18 protein-coding genes and 1 other RNA gene are annotated in these 18,380 nt (G+C 66.8%); 4 read left to right on the plus strand and 15 right to left on the minus strand.

What is annotated here, in order from left to right; translation table 11 throughout:
• Positions 1-17: 17 nt before the first annotated feature.
• A complete protein-coding gene (locus BN3906_RS12750) occupies positions 18-1,283 on the plus strand; it encodes a hypothetical protein (RefSeq protein ID WP_261797020.1) in 1,266 nt (421 codons plus the stop codon).
• On the opposite strand, the gene BN3906_RS12755 is transcribed toward BN3906_RS12750, so the two are convergent.
• The 7 genes from BN3906_RS12755 to BN3906_RS12780 form a co-directional block, all read right to left on the minus strand.
• Positions 1,249-1,905 (minus strand): hypothetical protein, encoded by a 657-nt coding sequence (locus BN3906_RS12755; protein ID WP_066590007.1) that lies wholly within the window; start codon positions 1,903-1,905, stop codon positions 1,249-1,251. The genes BN3906_RS12750 and BN3906_RS12755 overlap by 35 nt on opposite strands.
• Positions 1,906-2,027: 122 nt before the next feature.
• On the minus strand, positions 2,028-2,681 hold the full coding sequence (locus tag BN3906_RS12760) for a biliverdin-producing heme oxygenase (RefSeq protein WP_066590009.1): 654 nt from the start codon (positions 2,679-2,681) through the stop codon (positions 2,028-2,030).
• 99 nt (positions 2,682-2,780) lie between these two features.
• On the minus strand, positions 2,781-3,581 hold the full coding sequence (locus tag BN3906_RS12765; protein ID WP_066589116.1) for a heme ABC transporter ATP-binding protein: 801 nt from the start codon (positions 3,579-3,581) through the stop codon (positions 2,781-2,783).
• Complete coding sequence (locus BN3906_RS12770; protein WP_066590011.1) at positions 3,578-4,600, minus strand: FecCD family ABC transporter permease; 1,023 nt, start codon at positions 4,598-4,600, stop codon at positions 3,578-3,580. Before BN3906_RS12770 ends, BN3906_RS12765 begins: the two co-directional genes overlap by 4 nt.
• A 56-nt stretch (positions 4,601-4,656) precedes the next feature.
• Complete coding sequence (locus tag BN3906_RS12775; protein ID WP_187119936.1) at positions 4,657-7,863, minus strand: bifunctional [glutamine synthetase] adenylyltransferase/[glutamine synthetase]-adenylyl-L-tyrosine phosphorylase; 3,207 nt, start codon at positions 7,861-7,863, stop codon at positions 4,657-4,659.
• Positions 7,860-7,985 (minus strand): hypothetical protein, encoded by a 126-nt coding sequence (locus BN3906_RS15255; protein WP_261797021.1) that lies wholly within the window; start codon positions 7,983-7,985, stop codon positions 7,860-7,862. Before BN3906_RS15255 ends, BN3906_RS12775 begins: the two co-directional genes overlap by 4 nt.
• A gap of 105 nt (positions 7,986-8,090) precedes the next feature.
• The gene (locus BN3906_RS12780; RefSeq protein WP_066589121.1) at positions 8,091-9,137 is read right to left on the minus strand and encodes an ABC transporter substrate-binding protein; all 1,047 of its coding nucleotides are present in this window, start codon (positions 9,135-9,137) and stop codon (positions 8,091-8,093) included.
• 225 nt (positions 9,138-9,362) lie between these two features.
• Between BN3906_RS12780 and BN3906_RS12785 the strand changes: the two genes are divergently transcribed.
• Complete coding sequence (locus tag BN3906_RS12785) at positions 9,363-10,790, plus strand: helix-turn-helix domain-containing protein (protein WP_066589123.1); 1,428 nt, start codon at positions 9,363-9,365, stop codon at positions 10,788-10,790.
• Positions 10,791-10,823: 33 nt separating this feature from the next.
• Here the strand turns inward: BN3906_RS12785 and BN3906_RS12790 are convergent, their stop codons facing one another.
• The gene (locus BN3906_RS12790; RefSeq protein WP_066589125.1) at positions 10,824-12,167 is read right to left on the minus strand and encodes a glutamine synthetase family protein; all 1,344 of its coding nucleotides are present in this window, start codon (positions 12,165-12,167) and stop codon (positions 10,824-10,826) included.
• Between the two features lie 110 nt (positions 12,168-12,277).
• Here BN3906_RS12790 and panB point away from each other — a divergent pair, with 110 nt between their 5' ends.
• On the plus strand, positions 12,278-13,123 hold the full coding sequence (panB, locus tag BN3906_RS12795) for a 3-methyl-2-oxobutanoate hydroxymethyltransferase (RefSeq protein ID WP_066589127.1): 846 nt from the start codon (positions 12,278-12,280) through the stop codon (positions 13,121-13,123).
• A 48-nt stretch (positions 13,124-13,171) separates the two neighbouring features.
• Here the strand turns inward: panB and BN3906_RS12800 are convergent, their stop codons facing one another.
• The 7 genes from BN3906_RS12800 to BN3906_RS12830 form a co-directional block, all read right to left on the minus strand.
• The gene (locus BN3906_RS12800; protein ID WP_066590013.1) at positions 13,172-13,354 is read right to left on the minus strand and encodes a hypothetical protein; all 183 of its coding nucleotides are present in this window, start codon (positions 13,352-13,354) and stop codon (positions 13,172-13,174) included.
• Positions 13,355-13,382: 28 nt separating this feature from the next.
• The gene (locus BN3906_RS12805; protein ID WP_066589130.1) at positions 13,383-13,718 is read right to left on the minus strand and encodes a DUF202 domain-containing protein; all 336 of its coding nucleotides are present in this window, start codon (positions 13,716-13,718) and stop codon (positions 13,383-13,385) included.
• Positions 13,709-14,086, minus strand: coding sequence for a YidH family protein (locus BN3906_RS12810; protein ID WP_227870999.1), 378 nt, complete (start codon positions 14,084-14,086; stop codon positions 13,709-13,711). Before BN3906_RS12810 ends, BN3906_RS12805 begins: the two co-directional genes overlap by 10 nt.
• A gap of 21 nt (positions 14,087-14,107) precedes the next feature.
• Positions 14,108-14,566: RNase P RNA component class A (rnpB, locus tag BN3906_RS12815), an RNA gene on the minus strand.
• A gap of 37 nt (positions 14,567-14,603) precedes the next feature.
• The gene (locus tag BN3906_RS12820) at positions 14,604-15,317 is read right to left on the minus strand and encodes a histidine phosphatase family protein (RefSeq protein ID WP_066589136.1); all 714 of its coding nucleotides are present in this window, start codon (positions 15,315-15,317) and stop codon (positions 14,604-14,606) included.
• A complete protein-coding gene (locus BN3906_RS12825; protein ID WP_261797022.1) occupies positions 15,310-16,161 on the minus strand; it encodes a zinc ribbon domain-containing protein in 852 nt (283 codons plus the stop codon). The genes BN3906_RS12820 and BN3906_RS12825 overlap by 8 nt, the downstream gene beginning before the upstream one ends.
• Positions 16,139-17,080 (minus strand): Nif3-like dinuclear metal center hexameric protein, encoded by a 942-nt coding sequence (locus BN3906_RS12830; protein ID WP_174217164.1) that lies wholly within the window; start codon positions 17,078-17,080, stop codon positions 16,139-16,141. Before BN3906_RS12830 ends, BN3906_RS12825 begins: the two co-directional genes overlap by 23 nt.
• A gap of 100 nt (positions 17,081-17,180) precedes the next feature.
• Between BN3906_RS12830 and BN3906_RS12835 the strand changes: the two genes are divergently transcribed.
• Positions 17,181-18,377 (plus strand): arsenate reductase/protein-tyrosine-phosphatase family protein, encoded by a 1,197-nt coding sequence (locus tag BN3906_RS12835; RefSeq protein WP_066589139.1) that lies wholly within the window; start codon positions 17,181-17,183, stop codon positions 18,375-18,377.
• The last annotated feature ends 3 nt before the right edge of the window (positions 18,378-18,380 follow it).

Raw genomic sequence — 18,380 nt, forward strand, 5'->3', positions numbered from 1 at the left:
GGATACCATCAGGGTCCGTGACCCGACTCAGATCCGATTCCCGGCCCGGCGCTTCGGCGGACGCGGACGCCCCGGTACACCACCGACGCCCGGTGCTCTGGCTGGCGTGGGTGTTCGCGCACGCGATCCCTCTGGTGTGGATCGACCGCTTCGACACGTCCACCGGTGACATCAAGTACTACCGCTCGGGCGCACTGGGAACAGCCGAGGGTGCGATGACCGAGTATCCGGTCCTCGGCACGCTCCCCGCCCGTCTCGTGGCACTGTTCCCCGGTGACGAGGACGCCTACGTCCGGTGGTTCATGGCGCTCTGTGTCCTCGCTTCCGCACTGTTCACCGGCTGGCTCGTTCATGTCGAGCGCGGGAGGGGGCTGAGAGCCGCCTGGTTCTGGGTGGGTTTCGTCGGCCTGTCGGGGCCTGTCATACTGTCACGGCTCGACCTGTTCCCCTCTGTGGCCGTCGCGGTGTTCGCTGCGCTGCTCTTCGCGCGCACGCCGGTGGCCCGACGGGCTGCGACTGTTGTCCTGGCCGTCGCCACCATGATGAAACTGTGGCCCGGAGTCCTCGGTGCGGCACTGGTCGGCGGAGCGCGGCGACGGTCGACGTGGGTGCGGGTCTTCTGGTTCCTGGGCTCACTGGTGGTGGTGGCGGCTGTCACGGGCATGGTGGCAGGGGTGGAAGTGCTGCTGTCCCCCTTGGACTACCAGTCCGACAGGGGCCTGCAGATCGAGTCGCTGGTGGCCACCCCGGTCATGGTCGCAGCGTCATTCGCCGCCGACGGTGACCTGCGGTGGAGTATCAGCTACGCGGCGTCCAAGAGTTTCGAGATCACCGGCCCCGGTGCTGCGACGATGACGACGGTCGCCACAGTCGCCACGGTGGTCACCGTGCTGGTCGCCCTGTCCTGGGCCGTGTGCCGACTGGTCCGGGACGACTGGTCGCCGGAGCAGGCGCTGGCGTTCAGCCTCACCCTGGTGGCGCTGCTGATTGCGACGAACAAGGTGTTCTCGCCCCAGTACATCACCTGGCTGGCACCTCTTACAGCGGTGGCACTGGTGTTCTGCCGGAGGAGGATTGTCACGGTACTCGCCGTGGAAGTTCTGGCCACCGCCCTGCTCACGACGTTCGTCTATCCCGTCTACTACGACTGGATGCTCACCGTGCCGCCCTCCCCGGTGGCGGTGGGTGTCCTTGCGCTGCGAAATCTCGGGGTACTTCTCGTCGCCGGCACGGCAGGATGGTGGGCACTCACCGCAGTGCGTGCCGGATCGTCGCGACAGTGACCGCGCAGATCTGGTCCGGGCCTGCCCCCTGGTAGGCGCGGCAGACGTCGGAGCCGTGCTGCATCACCATGAACAGGCCCGCGCTGAGCTCCTCGGAGAGCCGCTCCAGATCCTCGTCGTCGGTGACCAGGGAGCACAGCACCGACCTCACCGCCGAGGTCGAACGGGTGTGGCTTTCTGCGCCTGCCACTCCTGAGCCCACCCCTGCGCACAGCAGACGGACATGGGCTTCCGCAGTAAGACCGAGAAGATCTCCGGCGTCTTTCAGCGAGGTGACGTGACGTCGGAAAGTGAACATCGACGGCATCGTGACATGACGGTCCCGCCACCGGGCTCCGGCATGGGCGCGGTCGAGTGCGGTGTTCAGCCGGTCGGTGGTCGTGGTCAGTTCATGACGTACGGGTACCGGCACCAGGGGGCAGTCCCGGAGGATCCTGAGCCCCTCCCAGTGCTGTTCCAGCCAGGCGGCCCGCCCGGCGAAGGGGAGTTCACCCGCCGAGAGGCGGCGGACCACGGCGGAGCGGCCCACGCAGTCCACTGCCGCGGAGGAGACTGCGTCCACCAGGTCTCCGGCGGCAGCGACACGGTCAGCGTGTCCGTCCGCCGCCAGTGTCTCTCTCATCTCCACTGTTCCGCCGCCTTTCCTTGACTGCCGGTCTGCCGTGGCCGGGGACTGTCACCGTCGCCCTGACTCTTCCTGAGGACGACACAACAGAAGTGAGCATACCCTGACCTCACGGGAAGTTACATCCTGGTTCGCTCCAGGCCCTGGAAGACCCCCGAATTGAATGCGAACGCCTTGCCCGCCGCAGTGAGCAGGGCGGTCTGTTCCGCAGGGGTGAGATTCAAGGAGTCAAGTGCGGCCCGATACCCGTCCCGGTACACCTTGGGTTTCGGGGCGTGCGGGAAATCATAGAAGGTGAGGCCGTCCGAGGGGACGCCGTAGTGGCGCCCCATCAGACGGCCGATCACCTGGCCGCCCGCCAGATCACCCAGGTAACGGGTGTAGTGGTGGGCGATCAGTGCCGGGATGTCACGGTCCCGGCCGATGCGCTGCAGTTCGGCGACGTATGCGGCAGTCTCGGGCAGGGGCTCCGCATCCACGGTGCCGTGAAGCACCCCGAGATCATGGACAAGTGCCGCCCGGCGGTCGAGCCGTCGGTCAGCGACACCGGCGAGGCGGGGGTCACCCGCGCAGGCTGACACAGCCTCCTCCAGCGCCGTGTAGAACAGGTAGGCCTGCTCCTGGAGCGCGGTGAAGGCGTCAGCGTCCAGCTCACCTGCGAGCAGCTTCACCATGAAAGCGGAGTGCTCCGCCCTGTCGTGTGCCTGGCGCGTCTCCTCGCGGAGCCGGTCGGACAGACTGGGGACGGGAAGGGTGGTGGACGCCGTGGTCATGATCAGTTCCTCCGTCAAGTGGGGTCCTCTGACATCGTGCAACACCGAGGCTAACCAAGGGTCACCTGACTTCACATCAACCGAACGGTTGATTGGGTCCTACACTCCGTCCGGTACGGCGTCCGGCGTCGGCCTGATCCACAGGGACCCGTCGACCTCGTCGACACTGACCGGCCACCGGTAGACCCTGCTCAGCCTGTCGGCCGTGCACACCTGCCGCGGGGTACCCACCGCGACCATTCGTCCCTGTTCGAGGAGAGCGAGCCGGTCGCAGTACTGTGCCGCCAGGTTGAGGTCGTGGAGGACGACGATGACCCCGTCCCCGCCCGCAGCCACCTGCCGGGCGCTGCGCATCGTCCTTTCCTGGTGGCCGAGATCCATCGCGGAGGTCGGCTCGTCGAGCATGACACAGCGTGCCTTCTGCGCCATCACCCGGGCCAGGGAGACACGGGCACGCTCACCGCCGGACAGGGTGGTGATCTCCCGGAACTGCATGTGGTCCATCCCCACCTCGGCCAGGCAACCGTCGACGATGCGCCGGTCTGCCTCAGGGTCCCGTGGCCAGGCTGCCCTGCCCATCTCCACCACGTCCCTGACAAGGTGTGCGAAGGAGACGGTCGAGTCCTGCAGCATGACCGCCCGGGCACGCGCGGCGTCCTTCGGCGAGTACTCCCGGTAACTCTTCCCCAGCAGTCTCACCTCGCCACCGTCAGGTTCGGTGTCGCCGGCGAGCAGGGAGAGCAGGGTCGACTTCCCTGCGCCGTTGGGCCCGATCAGGCCCAGGACCTCCCCCGGGTACACCGCCAGGTCCAGACCGTGGAGAATCTCCCGTCCTCCGAGAGACACGGTGACGGAGTCCGCCGCAAGCAGCGGCTCCGGTGCAGTGTCGTGTGAGCTCACGCCACACCACCTTTCTTCAGCATCCGGCGCAGAAGGACGAAGAATGTCGGCCCACCGACCAGCGCAGTGAAAATCCCGATCGGGAGGTCTGCCAGAGGTATGAGTGTCCGGGCCGCCAGATCGGCGATGAGCAGCAGCACCGCACCACCGACAGCGCTGAGAGGTACAAGCCACCTGTTCGAGGCACCGATGACCTGACGGAGGATATGGGGGACGATGAGACCGACGAAACCGATGATCCCCGCGTAACTCACGGCCAGAGCGGAAAGGACCGTGGACAGGCCGATGATCCACATCCTCATCGCCGGAACATTCACCCCGGCGTGCCCGGCCGCCCGCTCCCCCAGGCTCAGCAGGTCGATCCGCCCGGCAATCAGGCAGGACGCCACGAGACACACCAGCAGAGGTACCACCACCACCGCGACCTGGCTCCACATCGCCCCGTTGAGCGACCCCATCTGCCAGAAGGTGATCTGCTCCCTCGACGACGTGGGCGCCAGGAAGATCATGAAGGAGATCGCCGCCCCCGCCACCGCATTGACCGCGATTCCAGTGAGAACCAGGGTGAGCACCTGGACCTCACCCCGGATCCGGGACAGCCGGTAGATCGCCACCGTGGTGAGGACGCCGGCCACGGACGCGAGCAACGGGGTGGTCGCCGCCCCGACGAAAGACAGGTTGAAGACGATGGACAGTGCCGCACCCACACCGGCTCCCGAGGTCACCCCGATGACACTGGGCTCGGTCAGAGGATTCCCGAACAACCCCTGCAGCAGGGCACCGGCCACCGCCAGTCCGGAGCCGACGAGGAGGCACAGCACGATCCGAGGCAGACGAATATGCCAGATGACGTTGCCCCCCTCCAGTGAAGTGTCGCCCGGCCCTGCCAGAAGTACCCGTGCCACCTCCGTCGGAGACAGCGCGTACTGGCCGAGGACCAGGTTGACCAGTACCGCCACGACGAGGACCACGAGCAGGACCCCGACCGTCGTCCAGCGGACCGCCGTCCGGTGCTCCAGGACGGTCCGGTTCTCCGAATGCGATTTCACGGAAGGTGAGCCTACCCCAGTCGTTCTCACCCGTCGTACCGCGCGTCAACCACTTCCTCACCCCAGAACACCCTGTCGACAACTTTTCTCGCCAACCTGGTCTTCTTGAGGTAGTCGTCGAGGAAGCCCTGAGAGTCCGCCGGGTCCCAGCCGGCTGCCGCCGCCACATGTGCCAGCTGCGCACCCGGGGGCGGCAACTGGTCGGGAGTCTTCGCGTTGGACAGGACCAGGGCGTTACGTGCCCTGCTGGCCGCGAGCCACGCCTCCCGTAACGTCACGACATCCTTCTCCGACAGCAGACCGGCGGAACCGATCTCCTCCAGGACCTCCAGGGTGGAGGTGTTGTGCAGTGCAGGTATACGGTCACAGTGCTGCATCGTGAGCAGCTGGACGGTCCACTCCACGTCCGTCAGCCCGCCCCTGCCCAGCTTGGTGTGGGTCGCCCGGTTGGCTCCGCGCGGAAGCCTTTCGGCATCCACCCTGGCCTTCATCCTCCGGACCTCCTGCACGGTCTTCGCGTCCACGCCCCCCTCCGGGTAACGGTAGGGGTCGATGCTGCGCAGGAAACGGATACCGAGGTCCTTGTCACCGGCCACCCATGTCGCGCGCAGGAGAGCCTGGTACTCCCAGGTCTCCCCCCACCGCCGGTAGTAGGCACCGTAGGACTCCAGCGTCCGGACCGTCGGACCGCTGCGGCCCTCCGGACGCAGGTTGAGGTCGACCTCCAGGGGAGGATCCTGGGACGGCTTCGCCAGGCGGGTACGCAGCCGGTCGCAGATGCCGATGGCCCAGGTCACCGCGTCATTGTCCGTCACGGCGAACCCGTCACCGTCGGCGTCCCCGTCACGGGTGCCGCCACCGTCGCCCGAACTGCTGCTGGCACTGCTGCCGGCCCCGGACCGGACCGGTTCACAGACGAAGAGGACGTCCGCGTCGGAACGGTAGCTCAGTTCCGCCCCACCCAGCCTGCCCATTCCGATCACGGTGACCACGGCCGGCGCATTGCGCCGGTTGGCGTCCTCCCAGGCCCTGATCTCGGCCGACAGTGCCGCCTCCAGCACAGCGTCCCACACGAACGACAGTGATCTCGCGACCTCGGGAACGTCCATCATCCCCAGCAGGTCGGCCGCTGCGACCCGCGCCAGCTCCGTGCGACGCAGTGAACGGGCAACGGATATGGCCTTGTCCGGGTCACGGTAGCGTCCCGCTGCAGCGACCAGGGAATGACTGATGACCCCGGCGTCCTTCTCCAGCAGTTTCGGCCCGGTCGCGCCGTCGGACAACAGAGTCACGGCATCCGGTGCCGCCAGGAAGAGATCGGTGACATACGGTGAAGTGCCGAGAATGTGCATCAACCGCTGCCCCACGATGTTCTCGTCCCGGAGCAGCCGGAGGAACCATGACCGGTCGGACGCCGCCTCCGACAGTTTCCGGTAGGCCAGAAGCCCCGCGTCCGGGTCGACGGTGTCAGACAGCCACTCCATCAGTGACGGCAGGATCACCGCCTGGATCCGGGACCGTCGGGTACCGTCCGACGCCAGTGCGGTGAGATGGTCCATCGCCCGGTCGGGGTAACGGTAGCCGAGAGCCGCAAGCTGTCTCCTGGCAGCCTCGGGAGTCAGGCGGATCTCCTCCACCGACATCGCCACCACGGAAGTGAGCAGCGGACGGTAGAACAGCTTGTTGTGCAGCTGCCGGATCTGCAGACCGGTGGCGCGGACACGCACCTCCAGTTCCTCGGCCAAGGTCCGGGTGCCACCGGCGACAAGTCCGGAAGTACGTGCCAGCCAGGTACGACCGGTGGTGTCACCGTCCTCGGGCAGCAGATGGGTGCGCTTGAGGTGCCGGAGCTGCATCCGGTGCTCCAGCAGTCTCATGAAGCGGTAGCACTCCATGAGGGTGCGACCGTCCTCCCTTCCTACGTATCCACCGGTGACGAGGGCATTGAGCGCGGAGACCGTCGACCGCACCCGCAGGCTCTCGTCGGCACGCCCGTGCACCATCTGGAGCAGCTGGACCGCGAACTCGACGTCACGCAGGCCGCCCGGGCCGAGCTTGAGCTCCCGCTGCTGCAGCCCCTCCGGGACGTTGTCGATGACCCTCCGGCGCATGGCCTGGACGTCGGGGACGAAATCCTCACGCTGTGAGGCGGTCCACACCATCGGCGCCAGTTCTTCGACGTACGCACGGCCGAGGGCCAGATCCCCGGTCATGGGCCGGGCTTTCAGCAGAGCCTGGAACTCCCAGGTCGAGGCCCACCTCCGGTAGTAGGCCAGGTGGGATTCGAGGGTACGTACCAGCGCACCGTGCCGGCCTTCGGGACGCAGCGCCGCATCCACCTCGAAGAAGCACCGGCATCCGATGTTGATGAACTCCCCTGCCAGCCTGGTGGCCCGGTTGTCCGCGGGTTCAGCGACGAAGATAACGTCGACATCGGAGATGTAGTTCAGCTCCCTGGCGCCGCACTTGCCCATGGCCAGCACCGCGATGCGCAGGGGGACCGGCCCCTCGGGGAACACTGTCGCCACCGCCACCGCCAGTGCCGCCGTCAGCGCGGCGTCGGCGGCGTCGGAGAGTTTCTCCGACACAACCTCGAAGGGGACGGTCTCCGGGTAGCCGGTCCTTCCTTTCGGCGTCGGGGCTTCCCCACGACGAGGGACGAAAGTCCCCGCCAGGTCAGCTGACGCTATGCGGGCGAGCAGTGTGCGGTACGCCGACCGCATGGCCCGGTCAGCCTCAGCACCGGTACAGGACGCCCTGCGCAGCAGTGAACCGGCTCCGTGCAGATCATGTCCGTCGCCGTCGACCCCCTCCACATCCACCGCGCCGACGGAGGCGAGCATCACCGCCATCATCTCTTCCCGGTCCGGCAGAGCCTCGCCGAGCTCCGGCCATGACGCAGGGTGCGCGACGACATGGTCGCCGAGGAGGGTGGAGGCTCCGAGCAGGGCCAGTAGACGGACCCGGAACTCATGGTCGTTGTCCAGCCTCTGCTGCAGCTGTTCCGGGGACGCTGCAGAGGGCACCCCCTCCTCCCCCGCCGACTGCATCAGCCGGACCACAGCATTGAGTGCCTGGTCCGGGTCACCGGTGGCTGCAAGGGTCCACAGGAGGTCAAGATGGTCTTCATCGTCCCATCCCAGGGCGGCGAGGTCGGCGGCTGCGTGCGGCCGGGTCAATCCCAGGGAGGCCGCAGACGGGACGCCACGACGTGAGGTGCGCGGTTGGCTCACTTCGACTCCACCGCCTTCACCGGTGACGACGACCACGGCTCCGGGCTGACGACATGGCATCTCGACGGCAATGTACCGGTCCTCTTCCCTCCGGGCACACCCGGTCCGGCTACGTGGTTCACGTCACCTCAGTATAGGTGATGCCGGACGGACTGCCGCCCTCAGAAAGCCGGGGACCGGGCTGCGTGGCAGAGCCTCACACAGGACTGCGCAGCCACTTTGAGGGGCTATACGGCCACTTTGTCACCGAGAAGCCGCTCAAAGTACTCCGCCAGCCAGACCTCCGTGAGCGGCCCCGGCTGTCGGAGTCCGACTGCCACGGAAACCGGCTCTTTGTTGTCCGGGTCGTCATACTCCATCGGGAACACCAGGCCTTTTTTCACCGCTTCAAAGCCCTGGAATGTGGAGCTCGCACTCAATGTCGGCATACCTTTACTGCAGTAGACGAAGATGATGTCAGCGTCGAGTTCGCCGATATTCTCGGTGCTGATCTGGTTTTTTGTGCCTGAGTTCGAGGAATTGTACTTCCCGGCAACCTCCGGACTGGTGAATCCCAGGGAATGGAAGAATTTCTCACCGGTCGAACCTCCGTAGGACTCAAAGTAGATTCCTCCCCCCTTGTCGGAGATGAACTCCGCGGTCTTTCCCTTCCATTCCGGGTGTTCATCTCTGATACCGGCCATCGCGGTGTCGTTCTTCTGCAGCGCCGCATCCCCGGCGTCACCCAGGTCGGTGGCGAGAGCAAGATCCCTGACCTGGGTCCGCCAGTCCACATCGGTGGAGTCGTACACGATCACGGGAGCGATCGAGGACAGCTGGTCGAAGTCTCTGCCCTGGTCTTTCCAGGAGAAGTAGACGATGAGATCGGGGTCTGCCTCGGCAATGGCCTCCGTCGGAGCGCCGGATTCCACCGGATCGATGATCTGCGGAATTCTGGCGGCGCCGTCATCCTCGAGGTGGGAGCTGTATGTCGTCCAGTCGTCGGAGGCCACCGGAACTATTCCCAGCGACAGTGCAACCTCCGTCGGAACTCCACCGAAGGTCACCACACGCTCCGGCCGCTGTTCAAGCTCTGCCGTACCGACCGACGTGGTGATCTTCAGCGGGTAGCTGCTTCTGCCGTCACCTGCGGGCATGAATTCTGTCGCGTCACCGTTGCCGGTGTCCTCCCCGTCCCCGGAACACGCCACCGTGCCGAAAACCAGTGCCGCGGCCGCGAAGAACGCCGCTGCCGCCCTCCGGCGCCGTCCTGCGGATCTACCCTGTGGAACCATAACTGTCCTATAAGCCTTTCACCCGGGATCACGTGACAGTCTGCTTGACTCGCAGACAATCCCCCCAGATAATAGGGCGACCTAAGTACCCTCAGTTGTCCCGGGAGGACAGTCCTGTACACCTTTCCCTGTCAACCTCCCCTCCGTGGAACCCGGATCCGGGACATCGTCAATCACCGCCACGCGGTACTCCTCTGGCAACTGCAGGGTTCGTCGACGACAGAGGTGGCAGGTGACCGCCACCCGCTCAACGCGGGACAGGCGGTGTGGATCAGCAGGGGAGTACGGCACTCCGCCGAGGTCCACGAAAACTCTCTGCTGGTCCCGCTGCTCTTTCCCGAGTCACAGAAAATGGCCGCGGTCGGCGATTCAGCGCGCATGAGTTTCCACGACGGGTGGAGGGACCGGCTGCTTCTCTGCTACTGCGCCGGACTGTCATATCTCTCCGATACGAGCCCCCGACTGCGGACAGTGGGAATGATCCTCGATGCCGCCCCGGGAAACACCGCTCCCACGCTCCCCCACCCGCCCGTTCTCCCACATTCCCGTGAGGCCTGTGAGACAGCGCGTCTACTGCTCACCAACCCGGGAAGTCGGAAGAGCCTGGAGGATTTCTCACGGCAGACGTGTGTGAGCCCGAGAACCCTCTCCCGGCAGTTCTCCTCCGAGACGGGCCTGACATTCAGCGAGTGGCGATCGGAAGCCAGAATGGCCTGCTCAGCACGGATGCTGCTGGAGGGCAGGCCGGTGGCGTGGACAGCTGCGACGACAGGTTTCGACACCCACGCCGGTTTCACCAGGGCATTCAGACGGTCCGTGGGAATGACCCCTTCACAGTTCATCTCGCACGTCGGGGGCGGCGGCAGGGAGCCGGAACCCTTCTTTCTCGACGCCCCCGGGTCCGACCGCCTCAACGGGGAACCGCCGTCCGCCCTGCCACCGTCGCGCACCTGGCCACGGATCAACGGCTTCTCTGTCGCGGTATGGGTGTACCGGGGAAGCGCCACTGTCACCCTCGGTGACAGGAGACTCCCGCTCACCCGGGGCGACGCCCTGTGCATACCGTCCGGAGTCTTCAATGTCATCGACATCGACGCCGACTCTCTCGTCATACCGCTGTTCACTGAGACAGATTCCCCGTTTCCTGCGGATCTGGACTCTGTCACACCTGTGCATCTCCCCGGCGAACTGTCGGCGTTCCTGCTGCACACATCCGTCAGCAGCTACACTCTCCTCGGCGGACTGGGGAGCAGGAACGGCTTCGTGGCGGACATGATCCGCCCCGGGAAGGACGCCCACAACCGAGCCTGCGGAGGTGATGCGGCGACGTCAGCCGTCCACCACGCCATGCACCACCATCTCCGGGTTCCGGGCGACTCCGCGACACTGAGTGACTGGAGTGCACTCACCGGGATCTCCACGTCCGCCCTGTCCCGGACGTGGACAAAGGTCACCGGCCAGAACTTCCGGACCTGGCGGAGTCACCTGCGGATGAGTGCGGCACGCGAACTGCTGTCCTCCGGCAGGCCGGTGTCCGAGGTCTCCCGGCTGCTGGGATACTCCGACCGCGCGGGCTTCACCAAAGCCTTCACCGGCTTCTTCGGTACAGGACCCGGAAGCTACCGGAGAAACGTCACCGACGGGGCCCGCTGACCGCAGGACGGCCGCGGGAGCCTCCGGAGCGACCTAGAACTCGAGGTTGTGCTGGAGTTCCCAGGGGGTGACCTGGGACTGGTACTCCTTCCACTCCCGCCACTTGTTGCGCAGGAAGAACTCGAAGACATGTTCCCCGAGTGCGTCAGCGACCAGTTCCGACTTCTCCATCTCCCGGAGCGCAAGGTCAAGGTCGGTGGGCAGATCTTTGTAGCCCATGGCCATCCTCTCCCGTCGGGTCATGTTGGAGATGTCGTCTTCGGCCGGGGGCATCAGCTCGTAGCCTTCACGGATGCCCCGCAGACCTGCGGCGAGAAGTACCGCGTAGCTCAGGTAGGGGTTCGCTGCGGAATCAGGGCTGCGCACTTCGACCCTGCGGGAGGAGGGCTTGTTCACCGTGTACATCGGCACCCTGATCAGTGCGGACCGGTTCGCCGCACCCCAGGTGGCTGCTGTCGGGGCCTCTGCACCGCTGGTGAGACGCTTGTAGGAGTTCACCCACTGGTTGGTGACCGCCGAAATTTCCGGCGCATGCTCCAGAATTCCGGCGATGAAGGACTTCGCCGTCGAGGAGAGGAAGAACTCGTCGTCCGGGTCGTGGAAGGCGTTCGACTCACCCTCGAACAGGGACATGTGGGTGTGCATCGCGGAGCCCGCGTAGTCGAAGAAGGGCTTCGGCATGAACGTCGCACGCACATTGTTCCGGTTGGCGACCTGCTTGATGATGTAGCGGAAACTCATGATGTTGTCCGCCATCGACAGTGCGTCAGCGAAGCGCAGGTCGATCTCCTGCTGTCCCGGGGACGCCTCATGATGGGAGAATTCGACGGAGATCCCCATCGATTCGAGAGCGGTGATCGCATCCTGACGGAACTGGGGGGCGGCGTCCGTCACGGCCTGGTCGAAGTATCCTCCGGTGTCGGCGGGAAGGGGCCGGCCGTCCTCACCGTCCTGGTTCTTGAGCAGGAAGAATTCGATCTCAGGGTGGATGTAGCAGTTGAATCCCTGGTCAGCTGCAATGTTCATCTGCCTTCGCAGGACCTGGCGGGGGTCGGCCCAGCTGGGCTCGCCGTCGGGCATGGCGATGTCACAGAACATCCGCGCGGTGAGGTTCCTGTCACCGTCCGCCCCGTCGATGGGCAGGATCTGGAATGTGGACGGGTCGGGGCGGGCGATGGTGTCTGATTCGACCACCCGCGAGAAGCCCTCTATGGAGGAGCCGTCGAAGCCGATACCCTCCTCAAATGCGCCCTCAAGTTCGGCAGGGGCGACTGCCACCGACTTCAGGTACCCCTGGATGTCCGTGAACCAGAGGCGGACGAAACGGATGTCCCGTTCCTCGAGGGTACGGAGAACGAATTCCTGTTGACGACTCATGCCCCCATCGTATCCACGGAAGGGGTCCCGGTGTCGGCCTCCCCCACCCCACGCACGGGAAGTTACATGCCGTTAACACCGGTCCAGTGTTAGTGGCACAATACTGTGACATGTCTGACTCCACTGCCGGCTCTCCCGCCACCGGATACCTCGTTCCCACCAGGCAGGTCCGCATCGCCGACCTGCGAAGTAAGAAAGCCGAGGGAAAGAAGTGGGCGATGCTCACCGCCTACGACTACTCCACGGCCCGGGCACTCACCCAGGGGGGTGTCGAGTGCCTGCTGGTCGGGGACTCTGCCGCCAATGTCGTCTTCGGCTACCCCCAGACCCAGCAGATCTCCCTGGAGGAGATGATCATGCTCACCGCGGCGGTGGTGAGGGGCTCCGGGAATGCACTCGTCATCGCTGACCTCCCGTTCGGCACCTACGAGGCCTCCGACGAGCAGGCCGTGCTCTCGGCCTCCGAGATGCTGCGACGCTCCGGTGCCGCGATGGTGAAGATCGAGGGCGGAGTTCGTATCGCGCCACGAATCCGGGCACTGGTGAACGCCGGTATCCCCGTCTGCGCGCATGTGGGTTTCACCCCGCAGTCCGTCAACGCACTCTCCGGCTTCAAAGTCCAGGGACGGGGCGGGGACGCCTCCCGGCTGGTGGCCGACGTCCACGCCGTGGAGGACGCCGGGGCCGACATGGTCGTGCTCGAGATGGTGCCCGCTGACCTCGCCGCACAGATCACCGCGGACTCCACCGTGCCCACCGTGGGCATCGGAGCCGGCCCCGGTACGGACGCGCAGGTGCTGGTGTGGCATGACATGGTGGCACTGCCCGCGGACGGACGTCGTCCGAAGTTCGCGAAGCAGTGGGCCACCGTCGGTGAGGACCTCACCGCCGCGGCGGCCGCCTACAGGCACGAAGTGGAGGAAGGAACCTTCCCCGCCCCGGAACACTGCTTCTGACCGGATCCCTGCCGTTGCCGGCGGGTGTTCCGGATACCCCGTGGAGCGTCAGTTCCTGTCCCAGTCGTCGGCAGCCTCAGACCGTGCCCTGGCGGTCTCCAGGGCGCTGCGGGCCTCGTCTTCACTGTCGTACGGGCCCATACGGGTGTCCCATCCCCGGACCTTACCCCGGGTGACTTCACCCGTGGCAGTGTCGTAGTACCACTTCTGTCCCGTGTCATCGGAGCTCATACCGCCCACCATAGTCCGGCACGTACCGTCAGTGTCCTGCTACAGCGAATAACAGCCCCGCGCTCCCCAGTGCCACGGTGCCCAGGGACAGTGCCACCACTGCACCGACAGGGGCGGGCACCCGTTCCCGTGCCACGCCTTCTGCCGCCCGGCGGTAGCGCCTCTTCTGTGCCAGCGCTGCGCCCAGTGCGACGGCGAACAGTCCCCCGGCCACGGCCACCACCGGCGGCCCGTAACTCGCCGTTGAGCGGAGGAACACCGCAGCGGCCACCATGAAGGCCAGTGACGTCCTGCCCCAGGCCATACTGGTGCGCTCAGGCTGCAGACCCGGATCGACGACACGTCCCGGAGGGATCACATCCACAGCACCACCGCCACCGTCACGGCGGCGACCACCGCCCCCAGTGACAGCACCGGGACGACAGCCGGCGCCGGCAGCGACCTCCGTTCCCGCATGGCCCGCTCGACACGCAGCCAGCGCAGCGCCGCACCCGCGGCGAGAACCACCCCCAGTCCCATCGCGATCACCGCGGCCACGGTGCGGAGACTGCCGGGCAGCACATCGGTCGGCAACGCCTCCAGTGCCACACCTCCGGCGATGAACGCGAGAGAGGTCCGCATCCATGACAGGAAGGTCCTCTCGTTGGCCAGGGTGAACCGGGGGTCGGGATCATCTCCCGTGGGGAACAGTGTCCGGGTCAGCCACGGTCTGGCGTCCTGGTTTTCTTTCACGCCGGTCAATTCTAGACGTGGGTGTCGAGGGGGTCTGTGAGCCGGATTCTGTACCGCCCGGGGCACCCTCAGGTACCCGGGTGGTGGTGATCATCCATCTACGACGACCGTCACCGGCCGCCTCCAGCGGTCTACCTGCCCCTTGTCCGACGAGCAGCCGTCGGGGCACGTCGCACCACCGGCCCCTGACGGGGTTACGGTGCGACCACGTGACCTTGCTCCCGGTGGGGTTTACCCAGCTGCACCGGTCACCCGGCACACTGGTGCGCTCTTACCGCACCTTTTCACCCTTACCCGGACAGAGCATCCGGACACAGGTCCGGGCGTCTCCGGGCGGTTATTCTCTGTGGCACTTGCCCGCGGGTCACCCCGGGTTGCCGTTAACAACCACCGTGCTCTGAGGAGTCCGGACTTTCCTCGACCCCGGCCTTCACCTGCTGACGGTGCGGTTCCGGTGGGCGCGATCACCCGACCCTCTCGACGTCGACAACCATAGCAGCGGCACCGGACCACACGGTCACAGCCCCTGCAGATAATGGGTGTCGTTGACCTCCCGCACCACCGACCGGTCCGGGTAGAACTCGGCGACGGACAACCCGGCGAGATCGAGGTGCAGTGTCGAGTAGACCGTGGCGGGAGCTTCGAGGGCCGTCCGCAGGATCGCCTTGATCGGCGAGACGTGGCTGACGAGCAGCACAGTCCGTCCCTGCCAGGTCCCGCCGTCGCCGCCGGACCTCTCGAGACTCCCGATCAGCCTCCCGCATCTCGCGGCGACCGCGTCCATGCTCTCACCGCCCACGGCGGACACCGAGGGGTCTGCGGCCCAGTCCGCGTGTTCCGTGGGCCAACGGCGGTGCACCTCGTCGAACTCCAGCCCCTCCCAGACCCCGAAGTCGGTCTCGATGAGGTCCGGGGTGGTCACGGGCTCGATGCCGAGCTCCTCCGCGACCGCGTCCGCGGTCTGTCGGGCGCGGACCAGCGGTGAGGTGTAGACGGCGTCTATGCCCTCCCCGGCGTCCTGCCTGACCCTGAGCCAGGACGCCGCACGCTCCGCCTGGGCATGGCCGAGCGCCGTGAGCTCGGGGTCGCTCCTGCCCGAGAAGACACCGGCGACTGACATCGGCGTCTGCCCGTGACGCAGCAGCAGGACACGCAGCGGCCGGGCTCCCGAACCGAACCACCCGGGTCGCGCGGAGGTTTGCGGACTCTGCTCCCTCTGCCGGTCAGACATGGTCGGCACCTCCGGAGCTGACCGCACGGATCAGGAGGACCCCGCACTCGGGGCAGGAGACGAGCCGGTCCGGCGGGGTCCCCGCAAACCGGCGCATGGTGGCGGTGTCCAGCTGGATGCAGCAACATCTGCAGGTGGAACCGTCCAGTTCGACGGCGCCGATCCCCTGGTCGCGTTCACACCGCTCATAGCGCACCAGAATCTCGTGCGGCAGTGCCGCCCTCAGCCTCACCGACCGCGCCGCGAGTTCGGTGAGCTGGCGTCGGATCTCACCGGTCACGGCACGTTCCTCCCCGCGGGCACGCGCCAGCTCGGCACCTGCGTCCGTGTCACCGTGCCTGCCGGCGTCCCCGTGACCGGTCGCACCGTCTCCGGCGTGTCCCGGGTTTCCCTCCCGGGAATCCTCTGCCCCGTCCAACGCGTGCCCGAAAGTGGCGAGGGTCCTCTGCTCCCGTGCGATGTCTTCACGGAGTTCGGCGAGCCGACGCTCGGCGACTTCGAGGTCATGTCTGAGGTCGCGGCGCCGGACCGGGTCCGTGACGGCCCGGAGCCCGGCGATGTCGTCGCGCCGCCGCTCCCGCAGCCTGGCGGAGTCCGCTTTCAGACGCCGGAGGGTGCCGTAGATGTCGTGGGCGATGCGCCGGGTCCCGATCTCTCTGCGCCGCCGGGCCGCCTCCGCTTCTTCCAGGCGTTCCACCTCCGCCGTCTCGGGCAGGGCGTCCAGTCTGGCCTTGAGCAGCCGTATCCTCTCGTCGACACGGACAAGAGTCAGCAGAGTGTCCCGGTCCCCGCCGCGAAGGACAGGGTCATGTGCCGGATGGTCAGAATTCACGGTGTCCGTCACCTTGCCCGTCACCTTCTCCTCTGCCGCCGGTCCCCGGTGAGGACCTGTGCAGGGTCCAGGGGTCTGTCCTGAGGTCGATGACCCCGGTGTCCAGTCCCGGCAGCTCCGCGGCGAGCAGATCTGCCGCGGACCTGCACCACGGAAATTCGCTCGCCCAGTGGGCGGTGTCCACCACCGCGCACCCGCCGGCCCGCAGATGCTCGTCCACCGGGTGGTGACGAAGGTCGGAGGTCACATAGCAGTCCACGTCCATTTCCGCGACGGTGCCGAGGAAACTGTCCCCGGCACCCGGGGCGACGGCGACCCTGCGCACAACCCGGTCGGGGTCGCCGGCGGCGCGCACCCCCCACACTGTCGCGGGCAGCCGTGCCGCGACCCGGTCGGTGAACTCCTGCAGTGTCATCGGGGTGTCGAGGGCTCCCACCCGTCCGATCCCCGTCGCCGTCTCCGGGTCGACACCGTCGGGAACAGGCGTCAGGGGTGCACCGGGGGTGACGCCGAGCAGTTCCGCGAGCCGGTCCGCGACACCGGGTCTCGCGGCGTCCGCGCTCGTGTGGGCGGCGTACAGTGCCACACCCTGCCGGATGAGGCGGTGCACGAGTCGACCCTTGGGGTGGGTCACCGGCACCCCGGTCACCCCCCGCAGCAGAGGAGGGTGGTGCACGAGGAGGAAATCAGCCCGGGCCGACACCGCAGCCTCGACCACCTCATCCGTGCAGTCGACGGCCACAAGCAGCTTCCGGACGGGATCGGCGGGATCCCCGCACACCAGACCGCAGGCGTCCCAGGACTCCGCCAGCTGCGGAGGGTAGAGATGTTCGACGGCGTCGACGACCTGCCCGACGGTCAGTGTGCCGGGTCGGTTGCCGGGTCGGTTGCCGGGCGAGGTGGCAGGTGGGGTGGCAGGTGCTGTCCCGATGTTGTTCACCCCTCCGAGGATAGCCGGAAGGAGCGGCCCTGCCGGCCGGAGCGGCTGCCCCCGGCGACACGGCGTCCCTCTTTCTGGCACTCTGGTGAACGTGCAAGCTTCATCGGACACTCCCCCGGCCCCGGGACATTCACCCCGGTACATTCTTGTCGACGTGGACGGGACCCTGGTGGACTCCCTCCCCGGGATCAGCGACTGCTTCCTGCGTGCGCTGTCCGCCAACGGTACCGAGGCTCCTCCGGAGGAGCAGGTCCGCAGGATCGCCGGGCCCCCGATGATCGACACCCTGAAGTCACTCGGGCTCACAGGCAGTCTGCTGGAGAGCACCTACGCGGACTACCGGTCCTGTTACTCGGGCGGTGGCTGGCGCAACTGCCGTCCCTACCCGGGGATGAAGGAACTCCTGTACTCCTGGAAGGACGCCGGGATCGTCCTGGCCACCGCCACATCCAAGGTGGAGTCGAGTGCCCGGATGATGCTGGAGCATCTCGGCGTCCTCAACTGTTTCGAGGTCATCGCCACGGCCACCGAGGGCGAACACGGGCGCCGGACGAAAACCGAGGTCGTAGGCTACGCGCTCGAAAGCCTGGGCCTCGACCCGACACCGGTGGCCGGAGGCGGTCCCTCCAACCGCAGTGACATTCTCCTGGTCGGCGACCGGATCCACGATGTCGAGGGCGCGCACGCCTACGGTGTCCGGAGCATTCTCGTGGACTGGGGCTACGGTGGCCGCGACGAGCACGCCGCCTCGGACTGGTCAGTGGCGGAGGTCGGTGAACTCGAACGGGTCGTCGCAGACTGGGCCGACGACAGGCCACATATATGCGTGGTCTGCACAGGCAACATCTGCCGGTCACCGATGGGTGAGATCATGCTGCGCAGGGCTCTGCAGGACGCCGGGCTCGGGGATGCGGTCCGTCTGAACTCCTGCGGAACCACGGGCTGGCACGTCGGTGAGGCTGTCGACCCACGGGCCGCCGCCTGGCTGCAGAGACAGGGGTACACCGCCTCCGGGCATGCTGCGGCAGAGTTCGGTCCGGAGCACCGGGACGCCGACCTGTTCCTGGTCATGGACGCCTCGAACCGGAAGGCCCTGGAGAAGGCCGGTGTCGACCCCGCTCGGATCGCACTGTTCCGGTCCTTCGGTCCCGCCGGAGACCGGGAGGTGGCGGACCCGTACTACGGGGATGACGCCGATTTCGACCGTGCCGGACGAGAGCTCGACGACGCCCTGCCCGGAATAGTCGCGTGGGCCCGTGACCGGGTCAGGCGGGCACCGTCTGCCTGACAG

It is taken from the genome of Corynebacterium provencense, assembly GCA_900049755.1.
GTDB lineage: Bacteria > Actinomycetota > Actinomycetes > Mycobacteriales > Mycobacteriaceae > Corynebacterium > Corynebacterium neomassiliense.